16 protein-coding genes are annotated in these 17,778 nt (G+C 67.2%); 9 read left to right on the top strand and 7 right to left on the bottom strand.

The features are described from left to right. The first annotated feature begins 166 nt into the window (after positions 1-166). Entirely contained in the window at positions 167-1,357 is a 1,191-nt protein-coding gene (dgoD, locus tag Hhyl6_RS11785; protein ID WP_483739384.1) for a galactonate dehydratase, read from the top strand. Between the two features lie 25 nt (positions 1,358-1,382). Here dgoD and Hhyl6_RS11780 read toward each other — a convergent pair whose 3' ends face one another. Then, positions 1,383-2,474 (bottom strand): M24 family metallopeptidase, encoded by a 1,092-nt coding sequence (locus Hhyl6_RS11780; RefSeq protein WP_483739383.1) that lies wholly within the window; start codon positions 2,472-2,474, stop codon positions 1,383-1,385. Between the two features lie 116 nt (positions 2,475-2,590). On the opposite strand from Hhyl6_RS11780, the gene Hhyl6_RS11775 reads away from it, so the two are divergent. After that, positions 2,591-3,421, top strand: coding sequence for an SDR family NAD(P)-dependent oxidoreductase (locus Hhyl6_RS11775; protein WP_483739382.1), 831 nt, complete (start codon positions 2,591-2,593; stop codon positions 3,419-3,421). On the opposite strand, the gene Hhyl6_RS11770 is transcribed toward Hhyl6_RS11775, so the two are convergent. Further along, positions 3,409-5,148 carry a glycoside hydrolase family 97 protein gene (locus Hhyl6_RS11770; RefSeq protein WP_483739381.1) on the bottom strand — a complete coding sequence of 580 codons (1,740 nt, stop codon included), beginning with the start codon at positions 5,146-5,148 and terminating at the stop codon, positions 3,409-3,411. The two genes, Hhyl6_RS11775 and Hhyl6_RS11770, sit on opposite strands and share 13 nt — an antisense overlap. Before the next feature lie 450 nt (positions 5,149-5,598). On the opposite strand from Hhyl6_RS11770, the gene Hhyl6_RS11765 reads away from it, so the two are divergent. Continuing rightward, positions 5,599-6,780 carry an ABC transporter ATP-binding protein gene (locus tag Hhyl6_RS11765; protein ID WP_483739380.1) on the top strand — a complete coding sequence of 394 codons (1,182 nt, stop codon included), beginning with the start codon at positions 5,599-5,601 and terminating at the stop codon, positions 6,778-6,780. Between the two features lie 127 nt (positions 6,781-6,907). On the opposite strand, the gene melA is transcribed toward Hhyl6_RS11765, so the two are convergent. Next, a complete protein-coding gene (gene melA, locus Hhyl6_RS11760; RefSeq protein WP_483739379.1) occupies positions 6,908-8,215 on the bottom strand; it encodes an alpha-galactosidase in 1,308 nt (435 codons plus the stop codon). Between the two features lie 129 nt (positions 8,216-8,344). Here melA and Hhyl6_RS11755 point away from each other — a divergent pair, with 129 nt between their 5' ends. From Hhyl6_RS11755 to Hhyl6_RS11745, 3 genes are read left to right on the top strand one after another with little or no spacing between them, the layout of a single operon-like run. Further along, positions 8,345-9,739: an ABC transporter substrate-binding protein gene (locus Hhyl6_RS11755; RefSeq protein WP_483739378.1), complete on the top strand. Its 1,395-nt coding sequence runs from the start codon at positions 8,345-8,347 to the stop codon at positions 9,737-9,739. 7 nt (positions 9,740-9,746) lie between these two features. Then, complete coding sequence (locus tag Hhyl6_RS11750) at positions 9,747-10,667, top strand: carbohydrate ABC transporter permease (RefSeq protein ID WP_483739377.1); 921 nt, start codon at positions 9,747-9,749, stop codon at positions 10,665-10,667. A gap of 2 nt (positions 10,668-10,669) precedes the next feature. Beyond that, positions 10,670-11,578 carry a carbohydrate ABC transporter permease gene (locus tag Hhyl6_RS11745; RefSeq protein ID WP_483739376.1) on the top strand — a complete coding sequence of 303 codons (909 nt, stop codon included), beginning with the start codon at positions 10,670-10,672 and terminating at the stop codon, positions 11,576-11,578. 235 nt (positions 11,579-11,813) lie between these two features. Here Hhyl6_RS11745 and Hhyl6_RS11740 read toward each other — a convergent pair whose 3' ends face one another. After that, on the bottom strand, positions 11,814-12,182 hold the full coding sequence (locus Hhyl6_RS11740) for a NifU family protein (RefSeq protein ID WP_483739375.1): 369 nt from the start codon (positions 12,180-12,182) through the stop codon (positions 11,814-11,816). A 105-nt stretch (positions 12,183-12,287) separates the two neighbouring features. Here Hhyl6_RS11740 and Hhyl6_RS11735 point away from each other — a divergent pair, with 105 nt between their 5' ends. Beyond that, on the top strand, positions 12,288-12,866 hold the full coding sequence (locus tag Hhyl6_RS11735; protein WP_483739374.1) for a peroxidase-related enzyme: 579 nt from the start codon (positions 12,288-12,290) through the stop codon (positions 12,864-12,866). Between the two features lie 6 nt (positions 12,867-12,872). Here Hhyl6_RS11735 and Hhyl6_RS11730 read toward each other — a convergent pair whose 3' ends face one another. Together Hhyl6_RS11730 and Hhyl6_RS11725 are read right to left on the bottom strand one after the other, a co-directional pair. Beyond that, positions 12,873-13,409, bottom strand: coding sequence for a halocyanin domain-containing protein (locus Hhyl6_RS11730; protein ID WP_483739373.1), 537 nt, complete (start codon positions 13,407-13,409; stop codon positions 12,873-12,875). Positions 13,410-14,230: 821 nt separating this feature from the next. Then, positions 14,231-14,737 carry a hypothetical protein gene (locus Hhyl6_RS11725; RefSeq protein ID WP_483739372.1) on the bottom strand — a complete coding sequence of 169 codons (507 nt, stop codon included), beginning with the start codon at positions 14,735-14,737 and terminating at the stop codon, positions 14,231-14,233. Between Hhyl6_RS11725 and Hhyl6_RS11720 the strand changes: the two genes are divergently transcribed. Both Hhyl6_RS11720 and Hhyl6_RS11715 read left to right on the top strand, forming a co-directional pair. Continuing rightward, positions 14,725-15,897 carry a CARDB domain-containing protein gene (locus tag Hhyl6_RS11720; protein WP_483739371.1) on the top strand — a complete coding sequence of 391 codons (1,173 nt, stop codon included), beginning with the start codon at positions 14,725-14,727 and terminating at the stop codon, positions 15,895-15,897. The genes Hhyl6_RS11725 and Hhyl6_RS11720 overlap by 13 nt on opposite strands. Before the next feature lie 178 nt (positions 15,898-16,075). Continuing rightward, positions 16,076-16,900, top strand: coding sequence for a hypothetical protein (locus tag Hhyl6_RS11715; RefSeq protein ID WP_483739370.1), 825 nt, complete (start codon positions 16,076-16,078; stop codon positions 16,898-16,900). Position 16,901: 1 nt separating this feature from the next. Here the strand turns inward: Hhyl6_RS11715 and Hhyl6_RS11710 are convergent, their stop codons facing one another. Beyond that, on the bottom strand, positions 16,902-17,624 hold the full coding sequence (locus Hhyl6_RS11710) for an alanyl-tRNA editing protein (RefSeq protein ID WP_483739705.1): 723 nt from the start codon (positions 17,622-17,624) through the stop codon (positions 16,902-16,904). Positions 17,625-17,778: the final 154 nt, after the last annotated feature.

Raw genomic sequence — 17,778 nt, 5'->3', positions numbered from 1 at the left:
TCCCGAACAACCGTCGACGCGGCGCGACACAACGGTTAAATGGGACGTTCACAAAGAGTCGGGTGATGCTAATCGAACCGGCACCCGACTGCCGCGCGTCCCCGTCTCGTCTCGGGGGGCCCGCGGACCCGGTGACGACTGCCGACCCGTTCCAGAGGGCCGACCAATGACAGCCAGCACTTCACAGACCGACGGCACCGCCGCGAACCGAATCGTCGACTACGAACTGTTCGAGGTACCGCCCCGGTGGTTGCTCCTCCGCATCGAGACGGCCGACGGGACCGTCGGGTGGGGCGAACCCGTCGTCGAGGGCCGCGCCCACACCGTCCGGGCGGCCGTCGAGGAACTCATGGAGAACTACCTGCTCGGGGAGAACCCCGAGGACATCGAGGACCACTGGCAGACGATGTACCGCGGCGGGTTCTACCGCGGCGGTCCGGTCCTCATGTCGGCCATCGCCGGCATCGACCAGGCGCTCTGGGACATCAAGGGCAAGCAACTGGGCGCGTCGGTCCACCAACTGCTCGGCGGTGCCGCCCGCGACCGTGTCCGCGTCTATCAGTGGATAGGCGGCGACCGACCCTCCGAGGTGGCCGAACAGGCCGAGACGAAGGTCGACGCCGGTTTCTCGGCCCTCAAGATGAACGCCACGGCCGAGATAGAGCGGGTGGACAACCCGGCGGCCGTCGAGGCCGCCGCCAACCGCCTGCGCGAGGTGCGCGAGGCCGTCGGGAGCGAGGTGGACATCGGCGTGGACTTTCACGGCCGGGTCACCAAACCGATGGCCAAGCGACTGGCGAAGGCGCTGGAGCCACACGAACCGATGTTCATCGAGGAACCCGTCCTCCCCGAACACAACGAGGCGCTCCCCGACATCGCCGCCCACACCACCATCCCCATCGCCACGGGGGAGCGGATGTTCTCCCGGTGGGACTACAAGGAGGTGTTCGAGGACGGTGCGGTGGACGTCATCCAACCGGACCTCTCGCACGCCGGCGGCATCACCGAGGTCAAGAAGATAGCCTCGATGGCGGAAGCCTACGACGTGGCGTTGGCCCCGCACTGTCCGCTCGGGCCCATCGCGCTGGCCTCCTGCGTGCAGGTCGACGCCTGCTCCCCGAACGCGCTCATCCAAGAGCAGAGTCTGAACATCCACTACAACGAGACGACGGACGTCCTCGACTACCTCGACGACCCGTCGGTGTTCGAGTATCAGGACGGCTACGTCCGCGTGCCGGACGACCCCGGTCTGGGCATCCAGATGAACGAGTCCTACGTCCGCGAACAGGCCGAGAAGACGGTCAACTGGCACAACCCGGTGTGGCGACACGAGGACGGCAGCGTCGCCGAGTGGTAAGCCGCGCGCTCTTTCTCTCCCGCTCTCAGCCCCGATAGAGCACGTCGGGGAGTTCCAGCGTCCCCCCGTCGACGGGGTCGACCGTCGTCGTCGGCCAGTCGCCGGTCGTCGTCAGCAGGTCCACCCCGTCCTCGGTGACCAGCGCCGTGTCCTCTACCTTGGTCCCTCGTATCGTCGGGTTCCACGCGTAGGCGGACCCCGGCACGACGCCGTCGGCCCCGCCCGGGCGGGCGAACCACTCGCGGCCGCCGTACCCGGTCATCCCGCCCTGATGGTGGGCGTGCCACTCGTCGGGGTGGCCGACGGCGTCGTACGCGTCGCGGACGGCGTCGAACACCGCGCCGGCGGTCCCGCCGCCGCGGCCGACGCGCTGAGTGGCGCGGAGCGCCGTCGCGGCGACGCGCTGGGTGGCGGCGTGTCGGTCGGGAAGCCACGCGGGCGTCTCGAACGCGACTGTCCGGGTCACGCAGGCGTGGAGGCCCGCACGCCGGCCGACGACTGTCAGCGTGGCGTACTCGTCGAGGGTCGCGTCGCCGGGCGTGAAGTGGCGGAACCGCTGGCTACGGTCAGCGCCGCCGACCAGCACCACGATTGGGGCTATCTTCCGCTGGCGCAGGCCGTGCGCGAGGTCGGCGGCCGCGCCGCGTTCGGTCATCACCGGCGTCACGTCGCGGGCGACTCGCTCGACCACCTCGGCGACGTCGGTGCCGAGCGCCTCGTAGCGGTCGCGTTCGGCCGGCGTGAGCGGGAAGGCCCGCGTCGGAGCCGAAATCGTCCTCGCGCCGTCGAGGTCGAAGTCGGCGACCGCGTCGCCGGTCGTCCGTGCTGCGACGGCCGACTCCAGCGTCGTCTCGTACCAGTCGAACCCGTGGACGACGTCGTCCACGGCCAGTTCCTCCTCGCGGATGCGGTCGGTCTCGATGTGGTCGGCGACGATAGTGACCGCGTCGCCGTCGTACCCGGCCGCGGCGACGCCGGTATCGCCGGCCAGCGAGACGGTGTTGTCTCCGCCGGCGGTGAGCCACGCGAAGTTGGGGGGCGTGGCGAACCACGCGCTGTCGGCGTCGTGTTCCGCGAGTAGCGTGTCGAGTTGGGTTCGTTTTCGCGTCGTGAGCATCGTCAGTCCACGGGCTGGCGCCCGTCGTTACGTACATCGTCGTCGTCGGAGCGAATAAGCGTTCCCCCGTCGGCGTCCAGAGGCTATTTCTCGGTCGGGGTCACAGGTGACGGTAGATGGCTCAGAGAGACCCGAGTGCGAACGCCGTCCCGACCCGTCACGAACACCGCGTCGTCGTCGTCACCGGTTCGACACGCGGCATCGGCGAGGGCGTGGCCCGCCGCTTCGCCGCCGAGGGTGCCTCGGTGGTCGTCACCGGCCGTTCACGCGACCCCGGCGAGTCCGTCGCCCGGTCTATCCGCGAGGACGGCGGCGAGGCGACGTTCGTAGGCGCGGACATGCGCGACCCGGCCGAAATCGAGGCGCTGATAGACCACACCGTCGCCGAGTACGGCCGCGTGGACGTTCTCGTGAACAACGCGGGCGTCCAGACGGAGACGACGGCGTCCGAGGCGACCCTCTCCGATTGGGAGTTCGTCGTGGAGACGGACTTCCGGTCGTTCTGGCTCTGTGCGAAACACGCGGTCGAAGCGATGCCCGATGGGGGCACGGTCCTGAACACGTCCTCGAACCACGCGTTCCTGACGATGCCCGGTCTGTTCCCGTACAACGCCGTCAAGGCGGGTATCAACGGTATGACGCGGGCGATGGCGCTGGAACTCGGCCCCCACGGCATCACGGTGAACACCATCAACCCGGGGTGGGTGGAGATAGAGCGCACCCGCGAGGAGTTCGAGAGCGAGGCCGAGTACGAGTACACGAAGGCGATTCACCCGACGGGCCGGCTCGGCACCCCGGCCGACGTGGCTGGCGTGGCCGCCTTCCTCGCCAGCGACGACGCGACGTTCGTCACCGGCGAGACCATCCTCGTCGACGGCGGGCGGACGCAGGTGATGCAGGACGAACTGTACCGCGAGTACGCCGAGTCGATTCGTCAGGGGCAGTAGAGGACGAAGCCGCCGTTCTCGGGCACGTCGACCGAGAGGGCGGTGTCCGGGCCGACGGTCACCGTCTCGCGCACGAGGCCGCGCCCGTCGTCTGTCCCGTCCGCATCACGAATCAGGGTCGCCTCCTGCGCCGCGTCGAGCACCGACAGGGTGGTCTCGACGGTTCGCTCCGCGCCGGCGGTGATGCATCCGACGAACCACTCGCCGTCGTGTTCGCGGGCGAGCGTGGCCGCAGAGCCGGGGTAGCCCCCGAGGAACACCGTCTCGTCCCACGCCGCCGGGACCCGTTCGAGCAACCACTCGGCGTCGGGGCGGGCGGCGTAGGCCTCGATACTGTCGGCGAAGTGCTGGAGGCCGGACTCGTACACCACCGAGAGGGCCAGTTCGTGGGCGTCGCTGGTGTGCCGGGCGTCCGCAGAGAAGGTGACCGGCGTGTAGTCCATCGCGCCCACGGCGTTCCGGGTGAACGGCAGCGTGACGTTGTGCTCCGGCGTCAGCGTCGCCCACTTCAGGTGTTCGGCGCCCATGACGCCCTCGTAGGTCAGCACGTGGGGCCAGCGACGCTTCAGCCCCGAGGGGACCACGGACCCGTGGAAGTTCACGAGCAGTTCGCGCTCGGCGGCGTCGGCCACGAGTTCGTCGTAGAACTGCAACCGGCCCTGCTCGTCCGAGTCCATGAAGTCTACCTTGACGCCGGCGACGCCCCAGTCGGCCCAGCGGTCGAGTTTCTCGCGGCGTTCGTCCGCACTGTTGAGGTCCGTCCAGTGGGCCCAGACGAACAGGCCGACACCGCGCTCGTCGGCGTACTCGACGAGTTCCGGGAGCCACTCGGGACTCCAGCCCTCGTCGACGAGGACGTACTCCCAGCCGCGCTCGGCGGCGTAGTCGACGTACTCGCGCTGTCGGTCCGGGTCGTAGGGGCTGTCGCTCTCGGACCACCACGACCACGCGACCCGGCCCGGTTCGACCCAGTCCGGGTCGAACCGCGGGCCGTCGACCAGCGCCGGTACGAGGTCCGACTCCACGACGGTCGACAGGTCACCGGCGACGACGACGCGCCACGGCGTCTCGAAGGTGCCCTTCGCGCGCACCGGCGTCCACGGGTGGTCGAACGCGACGGTCGGCGTCTGAGTCTCGGAACGGAGGCTGGCGGCGTGGGCGGACCCGTCGACGCCCGCCTCGGTGACGAGTGCCCACGCGTCGTCGGCGACCTGAAACAGGCCGGGCGTGCAGTAGCGTCCGTCGGCGGTGAACAGCGGGACGCGCCGCGACGTAGCCTCGTGGTTCTCCGCCCACGGCGTCAGCCACGCCGTCGTTCGGTCGGGGAAGCGGAACTCGGTCTGGTCCTCGAACAGGAGGACCGACCCCGTCTCCGGGAGGCGGTAGCGGTAGCCGACGCCCGCGTCGGTGGCCTGCACCGTCAGTTCGACGGTCTCGCCGTTGGAGAACTCGCAAACGAACACGGACTCGGTGGCCTCGTGGCGGTGCTCACGCCGCTTCCCGTAGGTCGTCTCGAAGGACGCCGATACGGTGCGGTCCTCGCGGGTGACCGACTCGACGGTCGGGAGGGTCACGTCTTCGGTCGGCGGGTCGAAGGGCGCGGTCACCCCGAGCGGGGAGGGTTCGACGACGGTTCGACCGTCCACGGCGACGGCGAGCGTCTGAGACTCGCCGCGGAGCGAGACGGTGGCGGTGACTGTGCTGTCGGGACTCTCGACGGTCGGCATGTCACAGTCCAACGCGGACCACGCACAAAAAGTGTCCCGCTCGCGCTCGACGAGCGCGTTTCCGATACGAGAACGCGACCGTTCCTCGCGCGACCACGGGTCGGCCGGTCACCAGCCACGGCCCTCGGCCCACTGTACGCAGTGGTGTCGGCCCCCGAAACTGTCGCGTTCGACGGGAACTGAAGGCGATTCCGACTGTGACTCCCGCCGTGGGACGGCGTTCTGTCGGTGGTCGGGACCCGTCTGCGGACAGTCCAGTCACCAGTACTGACACCGTGTGCCCACGTCCGAACGGACTTCCGAGCGCGTCAGGAGCGCCCGGCCGCCGACACCGCGACGGCCGTTCTCGCATCGGAAACGGCCGTCCCGAATCCGGGCGCTCGGGTCCGCTCTCGGCCCGCGCGTGACTCGTGGCAAGATTTAACACCTCCTACGCTGATTTGGTGAAGCATGGGCGAGCTAGCCATACAGAACCTCACTAAAGTGTTCCACGACGATGGCGGCGACATCGTGGCGGTCGATTCGTTCGACGCGGAGATAGACGACGGCGAGTTCATCGTGCTCGTCGGCCCTTCTGGCTGTGGGAAGTCGACGACACTCCGGATGATTGCGGGGTTGGAGAACCCCACCGAGGGCGACATCGTCCTCGACGGGGAGACGGTCACCGAGAAGAAACCGAAGGCGCGCAACATGGCGATGGTGTTCCAGTCCTACGCGCTGTACCCCCACATGACGGCCCGGGAGAACATGGCCTTCGGGCTGAAGATGACGACGGACCTCTCGAAGGAGGAGATAAGCGAACGGGTCGAGAACGCCGCCGAGATGATGGGCATCGAGACGCTGTTGTCGAAGAAACCCGACGAGCTATCGGGCGGCCAGCAACAGCGCGTGGCGCTGGGGCGGGCCATCGTCCGGGAACCCGAGGTGTTCCTGATGGACGAACCGCTCAGCAACTTGGACGCGAAACTGCGCACGCAGATGCGCACCGAACTCCAGGAACTCCAGCAGGAGTTCGGCGTGACTACCATCTACGTCACCCACGACCAGACGGAGGCGATGACGATGTCCGACCGCATCGCCGTCCTCGACGACGGGCAACTCCAGCAACTCGGCACGCCGCTGGAGTGTTACCACGAACCCGCCAACCAGTTCGTCGCCGGGTTCATCGGGTCCCCCTCGATGAACTTCTTCGACGTCGAACTCGACACGTCGGGGGAGACGCCGACGCTGATTCACGACGCCTTCGAGTACGAACTCGACGAGGACGTCTACGCCGACATCGAGGGGCACGGCTCACGGTTCACGCTTGGCATCCGGCCCGAGGACATCAAGGCGGTGCCGGAGGGGACCCACAACGCCATCTCGCCGACGGTGCAGGTCACCGAACCGCTCGGCGACGTGAGCTACGTCTACCTCGACATCGACGGCGAGCAGTACACCGCCACGCTCGAAGGCGACATCGTCATCGAGTCGGGTCGTACGCTCACCGTGCAGTTCCCGCAGGACCGCATCCACGTCTTCCACGGGGAGACGGGCGAGGCGCTGCGGAACCGCGCGCCGCCGGACAGCGACGACGTGGAGGCGCTCGTCGGTCTGGACGACGTCAGCGGCGTCGAAATCGGCGTCGAGTGAGGCAGGGCACGGTCGACGACTGACTCGCCCACTTTCGCGCGTGTCGCGGTTCGCCGCTCGGAGACGAGCGTCGGCACTCGCGGTGTCGTCGAACGGAGAAGTGACAGGTGACCGCCGGTGAGCGCACTCAGTGCAGGTCCGGCAGGTACGCCTCGTTGGCGTCCAGCAGTTCCTCGGTCATCTCGTGAATCTCCGGGAGGGTCAACTGGGCCGCGGTCAGCGGGTCCTGCTTGACCGCGCGGTGGACCTTCTCGCGGTCGTTCTCCAGCGCGCCCGCGACGGCGAGTTGCTGGACGGCGACGTGTTGCTGGGGGAAGGTGCGGATGGACTTCGGCAGTTCCCCGACCGAACAGGGGTGCAGGCCAGTGCCGTCGACGAGGACGGGGACTTCGACGCAGGCGTCGTTCGGCAGGGACTCGATGGCGTTCGTCTCGTTGCTGACGTTGAGGTTGAAGCGGCGGGGCGTGTCCGTCTCGATGGAGTGGATGAGCCGCGAGGCGTACTCCTCGGAGCGTTCGACGCCGACCTCGTCCAAGTCGACGCCGAGTTCGGGGTCGTCCCGTTCCTCCGAGCGGGCCTGCCACCCTTCGAGGTACGTCGCCGTGGGCATCCGTTCGGCGTAGTCCGTGCCGGTCATCTCCTCGATGGTCTCCTCGTCGGTCCGGAAGTACGGGACGTACTCCGACATGTGGTGGGAGGACTCGGTCGGGAAGTAGCCGAAGTGTTTCATCATCTCGAAGCGCACCGTGTCCCGTTCGTAGGTCTCTGGGTCGTCGTAGGCCTCGCGGAGGTCCGGATAGACGCTCTTGCCGTCGTGTTTGGCGTCGAGGAACCACGCGACGTGGTTGACCCCGGCGACCCAGTACTCCAGTTCGCCCTCGGGGACGCCGACGTAGTCCTCGATGGCCTCGGCGGTGTGGGGGACGCTGTGACAGAGGCCCACGGTTTCGACGTCGGTGGCCTCGAACATCGTCTGACAGAGGATGGACATGGGGTTCGTGTAGTTCAACAGGAGGGCGTCGGGACACAACTCCTCCATGTCGTTCGCGAGGTCGAGCATCGTCGGGATGGTCCGCAGACCGCGGAAGATGCCGCCCGGGCCGATGGTGTCGCCGATGGCTTGCTCGACGCCGTACTCCTCCGGGATGCGAATCTCGTTCTCGAACGGTTCGGTGCCGCCGACGTTTATCATGTTCAGGACGTAGTCGGCGCCCTCCAGTGCCTCTGTGCGGTCCGTGGTCGACTCGACGGTGGCGTCGAGGCCCTCGTTCTCGACCATCGCCTCGGCGATGCGCGTCGTCTGGTCGAGGCGGTGCTCGTCGATGTCCATCAGCGCGACGGTGCTGTCTTCGAGTTCGTCGAACGAGAGGATGTCCCCCACGAGTTTCGTGGCGAACACCATACTGCCCGCTCCGATGAAGGCTATCTTCGGCATGCACCATACTCTCCCGGAGTGTGCCTAATAAATGTACTGTCGCGTGCCAGCCGTTCACGAGCGTTGTCCACGGTCTTTTGGGAAAAATTTAAATAAGGGTAGTCCAATGTCCTTGCTAGGGTTTGCCCAATGTCAGACAGTAGTTCCTCTGGACTCAGCAGGCGCTCGCTCGTGAAGGCCATCGGCGTCGGAGCCACCGCCGGACTCGCCGGTTGCGGTGGCGGGGGCGACGGTGCGGCCGACGAGATGGGTGCCGACGGCGGTAGCGGTGGCAACACCAGTGACAGCAGCGGCGGCGGTGGCGGCGGCAACAAGGTGCTCTTCTGGAACTACGCCTTCCCGAACGACGGCTCGCCGCCCGTCTGGAAAGAGACGTTCCAGGAGAACTTCAAGCAGCGCTCGGACACGTCCCTCGAGATGGGTCGGTTCTCCTACGAGGACCTGCGACAGAAGTTCCTCACCGGCGCTCGAACCGGTAACCCGGACGCCATCGAGGGTGTCCTGAGCCACCTCACGGAGTACGTCAAGGCGGGCCACCTCGCCCCGCTGGGCGACTGGGCGGAGGGGCTGGACTTCTACGACGGCTACGTCGAGAGCACTATCGACGCCCTGACCTACCGCGGGAAACTGTACGGACTGCCGTACAACGGAAACGCTCGCGGCTTCATCGTCCGGAAAGACGTCTTGGAGGAACTCGGACAGGACGTCCCGCAGTCGGCTTCGGCCTTCCACGAGGTCGGACGGATGATAAACAGCGAGTACGACGACATGGTGGCCTACCACAACTGCACCAAGGACGGCAGCGTCCGGGCGTTCCAAGAGTGGATGTCTCACGTCTACCAGCACACCGACCAGCTCTACGTCCCGGACGGCGAGTCCTGGAAGCTGAACGTCGAGGCCGACGCACTCGGACAGATATTCGACAACTGGTACTACCAAATCTACGCCGCCGAGGACCCGGTCGGCAACCCCGACCAACTGGGGACCGGGTGGCAGGTCAACGACCCCGGCTACATCAACGGGAACTTCGCGTTCATCGAGTGCGGGACGTGGCTGCGCTCGTGGACCACCGGCGACAACATCAACGACAGCGACCTGGCCGAGAAGATTCTGAACGAGCGGACGCGGGTGGCCCATCTGCCCCGCGGCGAGGGGGCCTCGAAGGGCACCTTCCTCGAAGTCAAGCCGGTCATGGTCAACAGCCACTCCGAGCAGCAGGAGGCCGCGAAGGAAGTCGTGGCGGCGTTCGCCTCGCCGGACACGCTGAGAGCGATGGGCGAGGACGCGAAAGGCAACGGCATGACGCCGGTCCACGAGGACGTCGAGTCGACCATCACCAACGAGAACTGGGAGCCGTTCACCGACGTCTTCGAGACGGGCCGCGCGCTGGCGAAGATCGGTTGGGGGCCCGTCCGCGAACCGTTCTACAAGCACATGCAGGAGGTCGCCTACGGCAGAACCGACCCGTACGAGGCCGGCGACCAGTTCCACAACAAGCTGAAGAACCTCGAAAGCGAGCTCTGAGAACCTGATGGCAACGAGCACTGACACCGGCCCGACGGCTGGCGGGTACGTCGAGGAGTTCCGCTCGTTCCTTGAAGAGACGTGGCTGGGCTACGCGCTGGTACTCCCCGCGGTCGTCCTGATGGGCGTCATCATCATCTTCCCGACGCTCCGGGGCATCCAGTTGGCCTTCTTCGAGGCGTCGCTGTTGAACCCCGAGCAACAGACGTTCGTCGGGCTACAGAACTTCGCGCAGATGTTCGCCGACGCGACGTTCCAGTCGGCGTTGTGGCACACGGTGTTGCTGACGTCTATCGCCGTTTCGCTGCAGTACCTGCTGGGACTCGGTCTCGCGCTGGCGCTCAAAGAGAAGGTGCCCGGCGCGGGGCTATTCCGGAGTCTGTCGATGATCACGTGGGTCCTGCCCATCATCGTGATGGTCATCATCTTCCGGTTCCTGACCCAGACCGGGTTCGGCCCGGTCAACGTCATCCTCGGCAGTCTCGGGATGGAGACGGCCGCGTGGTTCGGGCGGCCGGGCGTGGCGTTCCCGCTCGTCGTGTTGATGCACGTCTGGCGGAACACCCCGTTCTACGCCATCGCGTTGCTGGCGGCGATGAAGTCCATCCCCGAGACCCAGTACGAGGCCGCGCGACTCGACGGGGCCGGTCCGCTCCAGCGGTTCCGCTACATCACGCTCCCGCAGATATCGTACGTGTCGATGATCATGATCGTGTTGCACGTCATCTTCACGTTCAACAACTTCGACATCGTCTTCCTCTCGACGGGAGGCGGCCCGCTGGGCAATACCGAGGTGCTCGCGACGTACATCTACAAACAGGCGTTCCAGCAGTACGCGATGGGCTACGCCGCTAGCATCGGCGTCGTGATGTTGCTCATCATGATGGCCTTTACCGTCGTATACGCTACGCTGGAGGCGCGTGACTGACTATGGCAACTGATACGCAATCGCAAGCACGTTCGACGAACCGCTCCCTCTCCGACCGACTGGACGCGTGGCTCGCGGAGGACATGTCGCCGAAGCGCGCCCTGGGCGTGTACGCCGTCCTCGGCGTCTACATGGCGTTCCTGTTGCTCCCCGTGGCGTACATGGTCATGGCGACGTTCACCTCGCCGGACTTCCTCTACTCGCCGCGACTGGTGCCGGCGCTGAGTGAACTAACGCTCCAGAACTACGTCGCCATCCTCTCGACGGGGCTGTTCCAGCAGTACTTCATCAACTCCACCATCGTCGCCACCGCGACGACGGCGATAACGCTGGTCGTCGGGACGCTGGCGGCGTACTCGATGTCGCGCTTCGAGTACCCCGGACGGAGCGGATTGCTGTTTACCTTCCTCGGGACGCAGATGCTGCCGCGGGTGCTCATCCTCATCCCGTTCTTCCTGGTGATGTTCTCGCTGAACCTCATCGACTCGCTGCTGGGCATCATCATCGCCCACTCCGTCCTCGGGATTCCGCTGGGAACGTGGCTGCTCAAGGGGTACTTCGACGACATCCCGGAGTCGCTCGACGAGGCGGCGAAGATGGACGGCTGCTCGCACCTGGACATCCTCGGACGCATCATCGTCCCGATGTCACTGCCGGGTATCACTGTCGCCGGGTTCTACACCTTCATCCTCTCGTGGAACGACTTCCTGTTCGTCTCCATCCTCTCACAGACGGCGGCGACCCGGACCCTGCCGTTCGGCCTGCAACTGTTCCAGTCCCAGAACACCGTCGCGTGGGAACTGCTGTTGACCGCTGCGACGGTCACGATGATTCCCGTCGTCGTGCTGTTCGCGGTGTTCCAACACTGGATTGTCGAAGGGCTCGCCAGCGGTGGGATGAAGGGAACCTGAGAGATTCACTCTCTCCTCGACAATATATGGGTCTAGAAGAAGAGATATACATTCAGAGACCCGATACTGAAGACGAAAATCAGATTCCAAAGCCTAGTAGGTGATTATGAATTTCCATATCTTCCTTATCTATATCTAAAGATGGCGATACTGGCGCACTACTGCAAAATCTACCGACATCTTCGTACGCACAGCTACCGCTCGTCGACGGCGAAAAAACGGGAGACGTCTGGCGTCAGAACGGCGCTTCGGGACCTTCGTCGCTGTCGCCGCCGATGTCCCCGCCGCGGGACTCGCCGGGGAACGAGGGGCTGCCGGCACCGCCGGCCATGCCCTCCTGCTGTTCCATCCCGGTGCGCGCGACGACTTCGTTGATTTCGGGAATCTCCTTGGTCATGCGCGTCTTGATGGCCTGGATGGTCATCGGCGAGATGCCACAGCCGGAACAGGCGCCGCCGAGTCGGATGGTGACGCTCCCCTCTTCGCGGTCGATTTCCTCGATGGCCGCGCTGCCGCCGTGCATCTGAATCTGCGGGAAGTTCCGGCGCAGGAAGTTCGTGATGCGCTCGCGCAGGTCGTCCCCGTCCTCTGTTTCGGTGCTCATAGTGGGTCTAGGTCCGGCCCGGGGAGGCTTAGACCTTTGGACTGATTCGTTCGGCGTCCCCCGCACGGGCCGAACTTTGAAGCCCGCCCGCGACGCGGTGTGCGTATGGCTGACACGGAGCCGATGCGGCGGTTCGAGGTGCCCGACTACGAGGACCTCCCGGAGGACCTGCGCGAGCGCATCGACGAGGAGACGGAGCGGGCGGGATTTACCCCCAACGTCTTCTCGGCGATGGCCTACCGCCCCTCGCACTTCCGGGCGTTCTTCGCCTACCACGACGCCCTTGTCGAGGAGACGGAACTGGAGCGCGCGGAGGTGGAGATGATAGTCGTCACCGTCAGCGGCGTCAACGACTGTCTGTACTGCATCGTCGCCCACGGTGCGCTCCTGCGCATCTACGCCGAGGCACCGAAACTGGCCGAACAGTTGGCCTCGAACCACCGGACGGCCGACGTCGGGGACGCTCATCGGGCGATGCTCGACTTCGCGGTGAAACTCACAGAGCGGCCTGCCGAGGTGACCGAGGCGGACATCGAGCGACTGGAGGACCACGGCTTCAGCCGCCGGGCCGTCTGGGACGTCGGGAGCGTCGCCGCCTTCTTCAACCTCTCGAACAGGCTGGCACACCTCGCGGACATGCGGCCCAACGAGGAGTTCTACGACCTCGGACGCGGCGACGAGTGAGGCGGCTCACTCCACCGCGATGCCGCCCTTCATGCCGAGCGAGAAGTGCGGTTCGCAGTGATAGAGGAGGATACCGGCCTCGTCTAGCGTTCGCGTGTACTTCACGCCGGACCCGCCCTCGGCCTCTCCGGAACTGAACTCGTAGTCGGACTCTCCGAGTTGCTCCTCGGGAAGCGCCTCGACGTTGTGCGGGTTCCCCTCGCCGGTCCAGTTCCACTCTATCTCCGTGCCCGCAGAGACGACGAGTGCAGACGGCGCGTAGGCGAAGGCGCCGCCGTTGCCCTCGGCACCGACGTCGACGGTGACGCTGTCGCTGTCTCGCTGGTCGGCGAAGGTGCCGTCGTACGTGTCGTCCGCGCCGCCGAGGTCCGTCTCGGTCAGCCACTCGTCGATAGTCGGATAGTCGTCGCCGGTGACGTCGCCACCGCCGTCGCCCCCGTCCCCGCCATTTCCGCCATCACCGCCACAACCGGCGAGCCCTACCACGCCCGCGATGCTCGCGACCCGGAGAAACCGTCGCCGTGACGTTGCCTGTTCGGTCATGGTCGGATTTACCTCCGTCAATTGATAGTTATCGTGGTCTTATCGGCTCGAACGCGCCGCGCGACATCACCAATCTGTCGTCCCGTGGTCCGTCTACGGCCGTAATACGGGATTTCTGTCGGGGGCCGAACGTGATGACGGGCCGCGCCCCGCGCCGAACGGCCGAGGGGGTCGCCGCCGGCCCGATACCGACACTGCGGGGCGAGCGCGGGTCCGCGAGGCGGTCACGACGACTCCGCTCGATAAGGCGAACTTATCGAATCCTTGCCTGCGTGTAACTATTCCCGCGATAGACGGAGGGGCCGCCATGGGTCGCCGCCCTCTCTCTCGTGTCTTGCTCGTTCTCTGTCTTGGGCTCTCGGCTGTCGCCGCCACGGCGTTCGTGGGTACCGCCGCTCTGACCGACGCACAGTCTGGCGGGTCGCCGCTGGCACCCGGCCCGCAACTGCAGGTGGCCACCGAGACGGGGACGCCGTCGATTCCGGAAACGGAGACGGCGACACCCACTATTCCGGCCACCGAGACGGAGACTACAACCCCGACAGCGACGCCAACCCCCACACCGACTGCGACTCCCACCGAGACGGCGACGTTAGAGCCGACTGCTACTCCGACGCCGACACCAACAGAGACTGAAACGCTAGAGCCGACTGCAACACCGACTGCAACGGAGACGGCAACACCGACCCCGACGCCAACACCGACTGCAACGGAGACGGCAACACCAGAGCCTACAGCGACTCCGACACCAACACCGACCCCGACTCCGACTGCAACGGAGACGGTAACTCCAGAGCCGACCCCGACACCAACACCAGAGCCTACAGCAACACCAACGCCGACGCCAACACCAGAGCCGACAGCGACCCCGACGCCGACTGCAACACCGACGCCAACGCCAACCCCGGAGCTGACGCCGACTGCAACACCGACGCCAACGCCAACCCCGGAGCCGACGCCGACTGCAACACCGACGCCAACGCCAACCCCGGAGCCGACGCCGACACCAGAGCCGACGCCAACGCCAACCCCGGAGCCGACGCCGACACCAGAGCCGACGCCAACGCCAACCCCGGAGCCGACGCCGACACCAGAGCCGACGCCAACAGAGACTGAAACGATACAGCCGACAGCGACCCCGACGCCGACTGATACTCCGACGCCAACGCCAACCCCAGAGCCGACGCCGACTGCAACACCGACGCCAACCATAGAGCCGACCGCAACACCCACGCCAGAGCCGACGCCGACCCCGACGGCGACCCAGACGCCGGCCGGAACGCCGACGCCGACGTTCCCCCCGCTGTTCCCGCCGTTGCCGTCGACACCAACCCCGACCGCGACGCCCGCCCCCACGGCGACGGCTACACCGTCTCCGACACCGGCCGGAACACCGACGGGCACTCCGTCCGCGACGCCGACCGAAGCCCCGACAGCGACGCCGGCGGAACAAGACAGCGGCGGCGGACAGTCGAACTCGGGCGGCGGCGGGTCGTCGATAGTCTACGGGAATCCCGATGACGGAGGAAGTTCGAACGACGGTGGGGGCAGTTCGAACGACGGCGCTGACAGTTCGAGCGACGACTCGGCGGGGAACTCACCGGAGCCCACGCAACCGAGCGTCGTCCGGTCCGAGACCAGCGACGGCCTCACGCTCACCGTCCACGACGCCGCCGCGGGCGAGAGCGTCGCGCCGTCTGTCGACCTCGCCGGACCGTCCGAACAGTCGCCGGCGGTGACGCTCACGGGTATGAACGTGACCTTCGGGGCGGACCGGACTGCGGTCCAGACCACGGTGTCGTCGCCGCGGGCGGACCCTGCACCGCTCCCGCCGGTTCCGCGGGGCGACGCGTTGGGGTACGTACAGATGGTCTCGGACACCGACGACGAGGCCGTCAGGAGCGTCGCGCTGGCGGTGAAACTCGACGCGCGGGCCATCCCCGACGACCGCTCCCGTGACAGCGTGGTCCTGTACCGCTACGCCGACGGCGAGTGGACGCCGCTGCCGACGCGGTACGACCCCGGGACGGCGCAGTACCTCGCCACCGCCGACGGCATCTCCTCGCTCGCGGTTGTCTCGCTCCAACCGGGCGAAGTCCGGGTTCTCAACAGCACCGAACCGCCGGACTGGGCCAGAAACGGCTACCAGACGTCCGTCACGGCGACAGTCGAGAACCCCGGCGACCGACCGGCCGAGCGCACCGTCACCGTCCGCGTCGACGGCGAACCGGTCGCGAACCGGACCGTCCGACTCGCGCCGGGCGAGCGAAAGGACGTCACCGTCGAGTTCCCGGCGACCGGCGGGAACGTCACCGTCGAGGGCGTCGAAGCGGGGCGGATGAACGTCAGCGAGGGCGACGACTGGAACCGCGACCCCGACCTCGCCGAGGGCGACGGCCCCGGCTTCGACCTCGGACTCGTGGCGCTGCTGTTCGTCGCGGTGCTGGTCGTCGGTGCGGTCCAGCGGCTTCGAAGAGTCCGGCGCTGAGAGAAGGGTGCTGGCCCGGTCGGGGGACCCCAACCGGCAGCACAAACGACTTAGTACCGTCCTACGACGTGCCAGTGATGCCCTCCACTCACACGCCGTGTCGCTCTCGCCGTCCTGACTCGCCCGCCTCCCGTCCCGAGTCCGGCGATTTCGCCCGTCGTCCCGGGCGGTGGTGACGATGCCGTCGTTCCTCACGCGACTCTCCGACGGTTGGGACCGCGCGCTCGACGCCCCCGGCCTCGCGCTGGTGCCCGCGGCGACGGCACTGCTCGATACGGACAAACTCCGGGCGGTGCTGGCCCACGACGGCTTCCACGTCGGGTTCCGACTCGGGACGCCGATTTCGGTGGTCGACGTCTGGACGTTCGTCGACCCGCCGAGTCGAGGCGTCACCGTCCAGACGGGGTTGCCGGGGGTCGGGATGCCGCTGGCGTTGCTCGTCCTCCCGGTGGCGCTCGCCGTGCAGGCGGCGCTGGCCGCGGGCTACTTCGGGAGCATCGGCCAGACGCTCGTGGCGGGCCGCTACGACTTCGCGGCGAACGTCCGCCGGTTCTTCCTGCCGTTCCTCGCGCTGACGGCGGTGCCGCTCCTGTTCGTCCTGCCCCTCGCCTTCGCGGGTCTGGGCGGCGGGCCGTGGGCGTTGCTCCCGGTCGTCTTGCTCGCCATCCCGGTGTTCCTCCTGGTGGCGTACCTGTTCGCCGCCACGCCCTATCTGCTCGTCCTCCGGGAGACCGACATCGTGAGCGCCGCCCGCGCTTCCTACGGCCTCGCCGTCGAGGGCGGCGCGTACCTCCGCTACCTCGTCGGGTTCGCGCTGTTCGTCCTCGTGGTCTCGCCGTTCGCGTCGCTGCTCGTCGTCAACGTCCCGATTCTCGGCCTCGTCCTCGGCGTGGGGGGTGCCGCGCTCCTCGGCTTCGCGGCCAACGTCGCGACGATGCGGTTCGTCGCCGACCTCGACCCCGAGTCGCCGGCCGTGGGGGCGTGGCCCGACGCCGCCACCTGAGTCAGTCCGCGAGTTCGAACTCGATACGCTCCACGTCGGCCCCCTTCGAGGTGCGGTCCGTGACGCGGATGCGTCCGATAGTGCCCGTGTGGTCGACGTGCGTGCCGCCGCAGGGACAGGTGTCGAACTCGGCTATCTCGACCACCCGGAGCGGGTCGACGTGGTCGGGTATCAGGTCGAGTTGGGTGCGCCCCGCGGGCGTCTCGGCCTCGACCTCGGCGCGTGGTCGTTCGGCCTTCGACACCGGGAGGTCGGCCTCGACGAGTCGGTTCGCCTCGCGCTCGATTGTCGCCACGTCCTCGGCGTCGAAGTCGGCCGGTTCGAAGTCGATGCGCGAGCGGTCGACGTGAATCTGGTTGCCGGCCGTCGCGGCGTCGAACTCGTCCAGTACCACGCGGGAGACGACGTGCTGGGCGGTGTGCATCCGGCGCAACCGCTCGCGTCGCTCGGCGTCTATCTCGCCCGTCACGGTCGTTCCCGGGGCCGGGACCGTGCCCTCGATTCCCTCGACGTAGTGGCGCACGTCGCCGTGGTTCTTGCGCACGTCGCGGACCGTCGCTTCGCCGCCGTCCCACGAGAGGCGGCCCCGGTCGGCCGGTTGGCCGCCGCCCTCGGGATAGAAGTACGTTCCGTCGAGGACGACGTAGTCCTCGGTGGCGTCTGTCACCGTCGCCTCGAACTCGGTGACGCCGTCGGCGTCGGGGAGGTAGCGGAGGTCGGTCATGGACGCGGGTTGGCGGGCCGGCAACAAAAGCCGTTGGCCGGGGCTGAGCGCGGAGGCTGGGACCACCACGCCGGGGGACGGCGTGCCAGCCCTGTCGACGAGGAGTCGCCACGCCGGTCGGGCGATGCCCACCGCCCGCGCGAGGACGACGGCG

The organism is Haloarcula sp. H-hyl6, from assembly GCF_056934455.1.
Note: the sequence above shows the minus strand (reverse complement) of the source record. Positions and strands in the feature narration are given on the sequence as shown.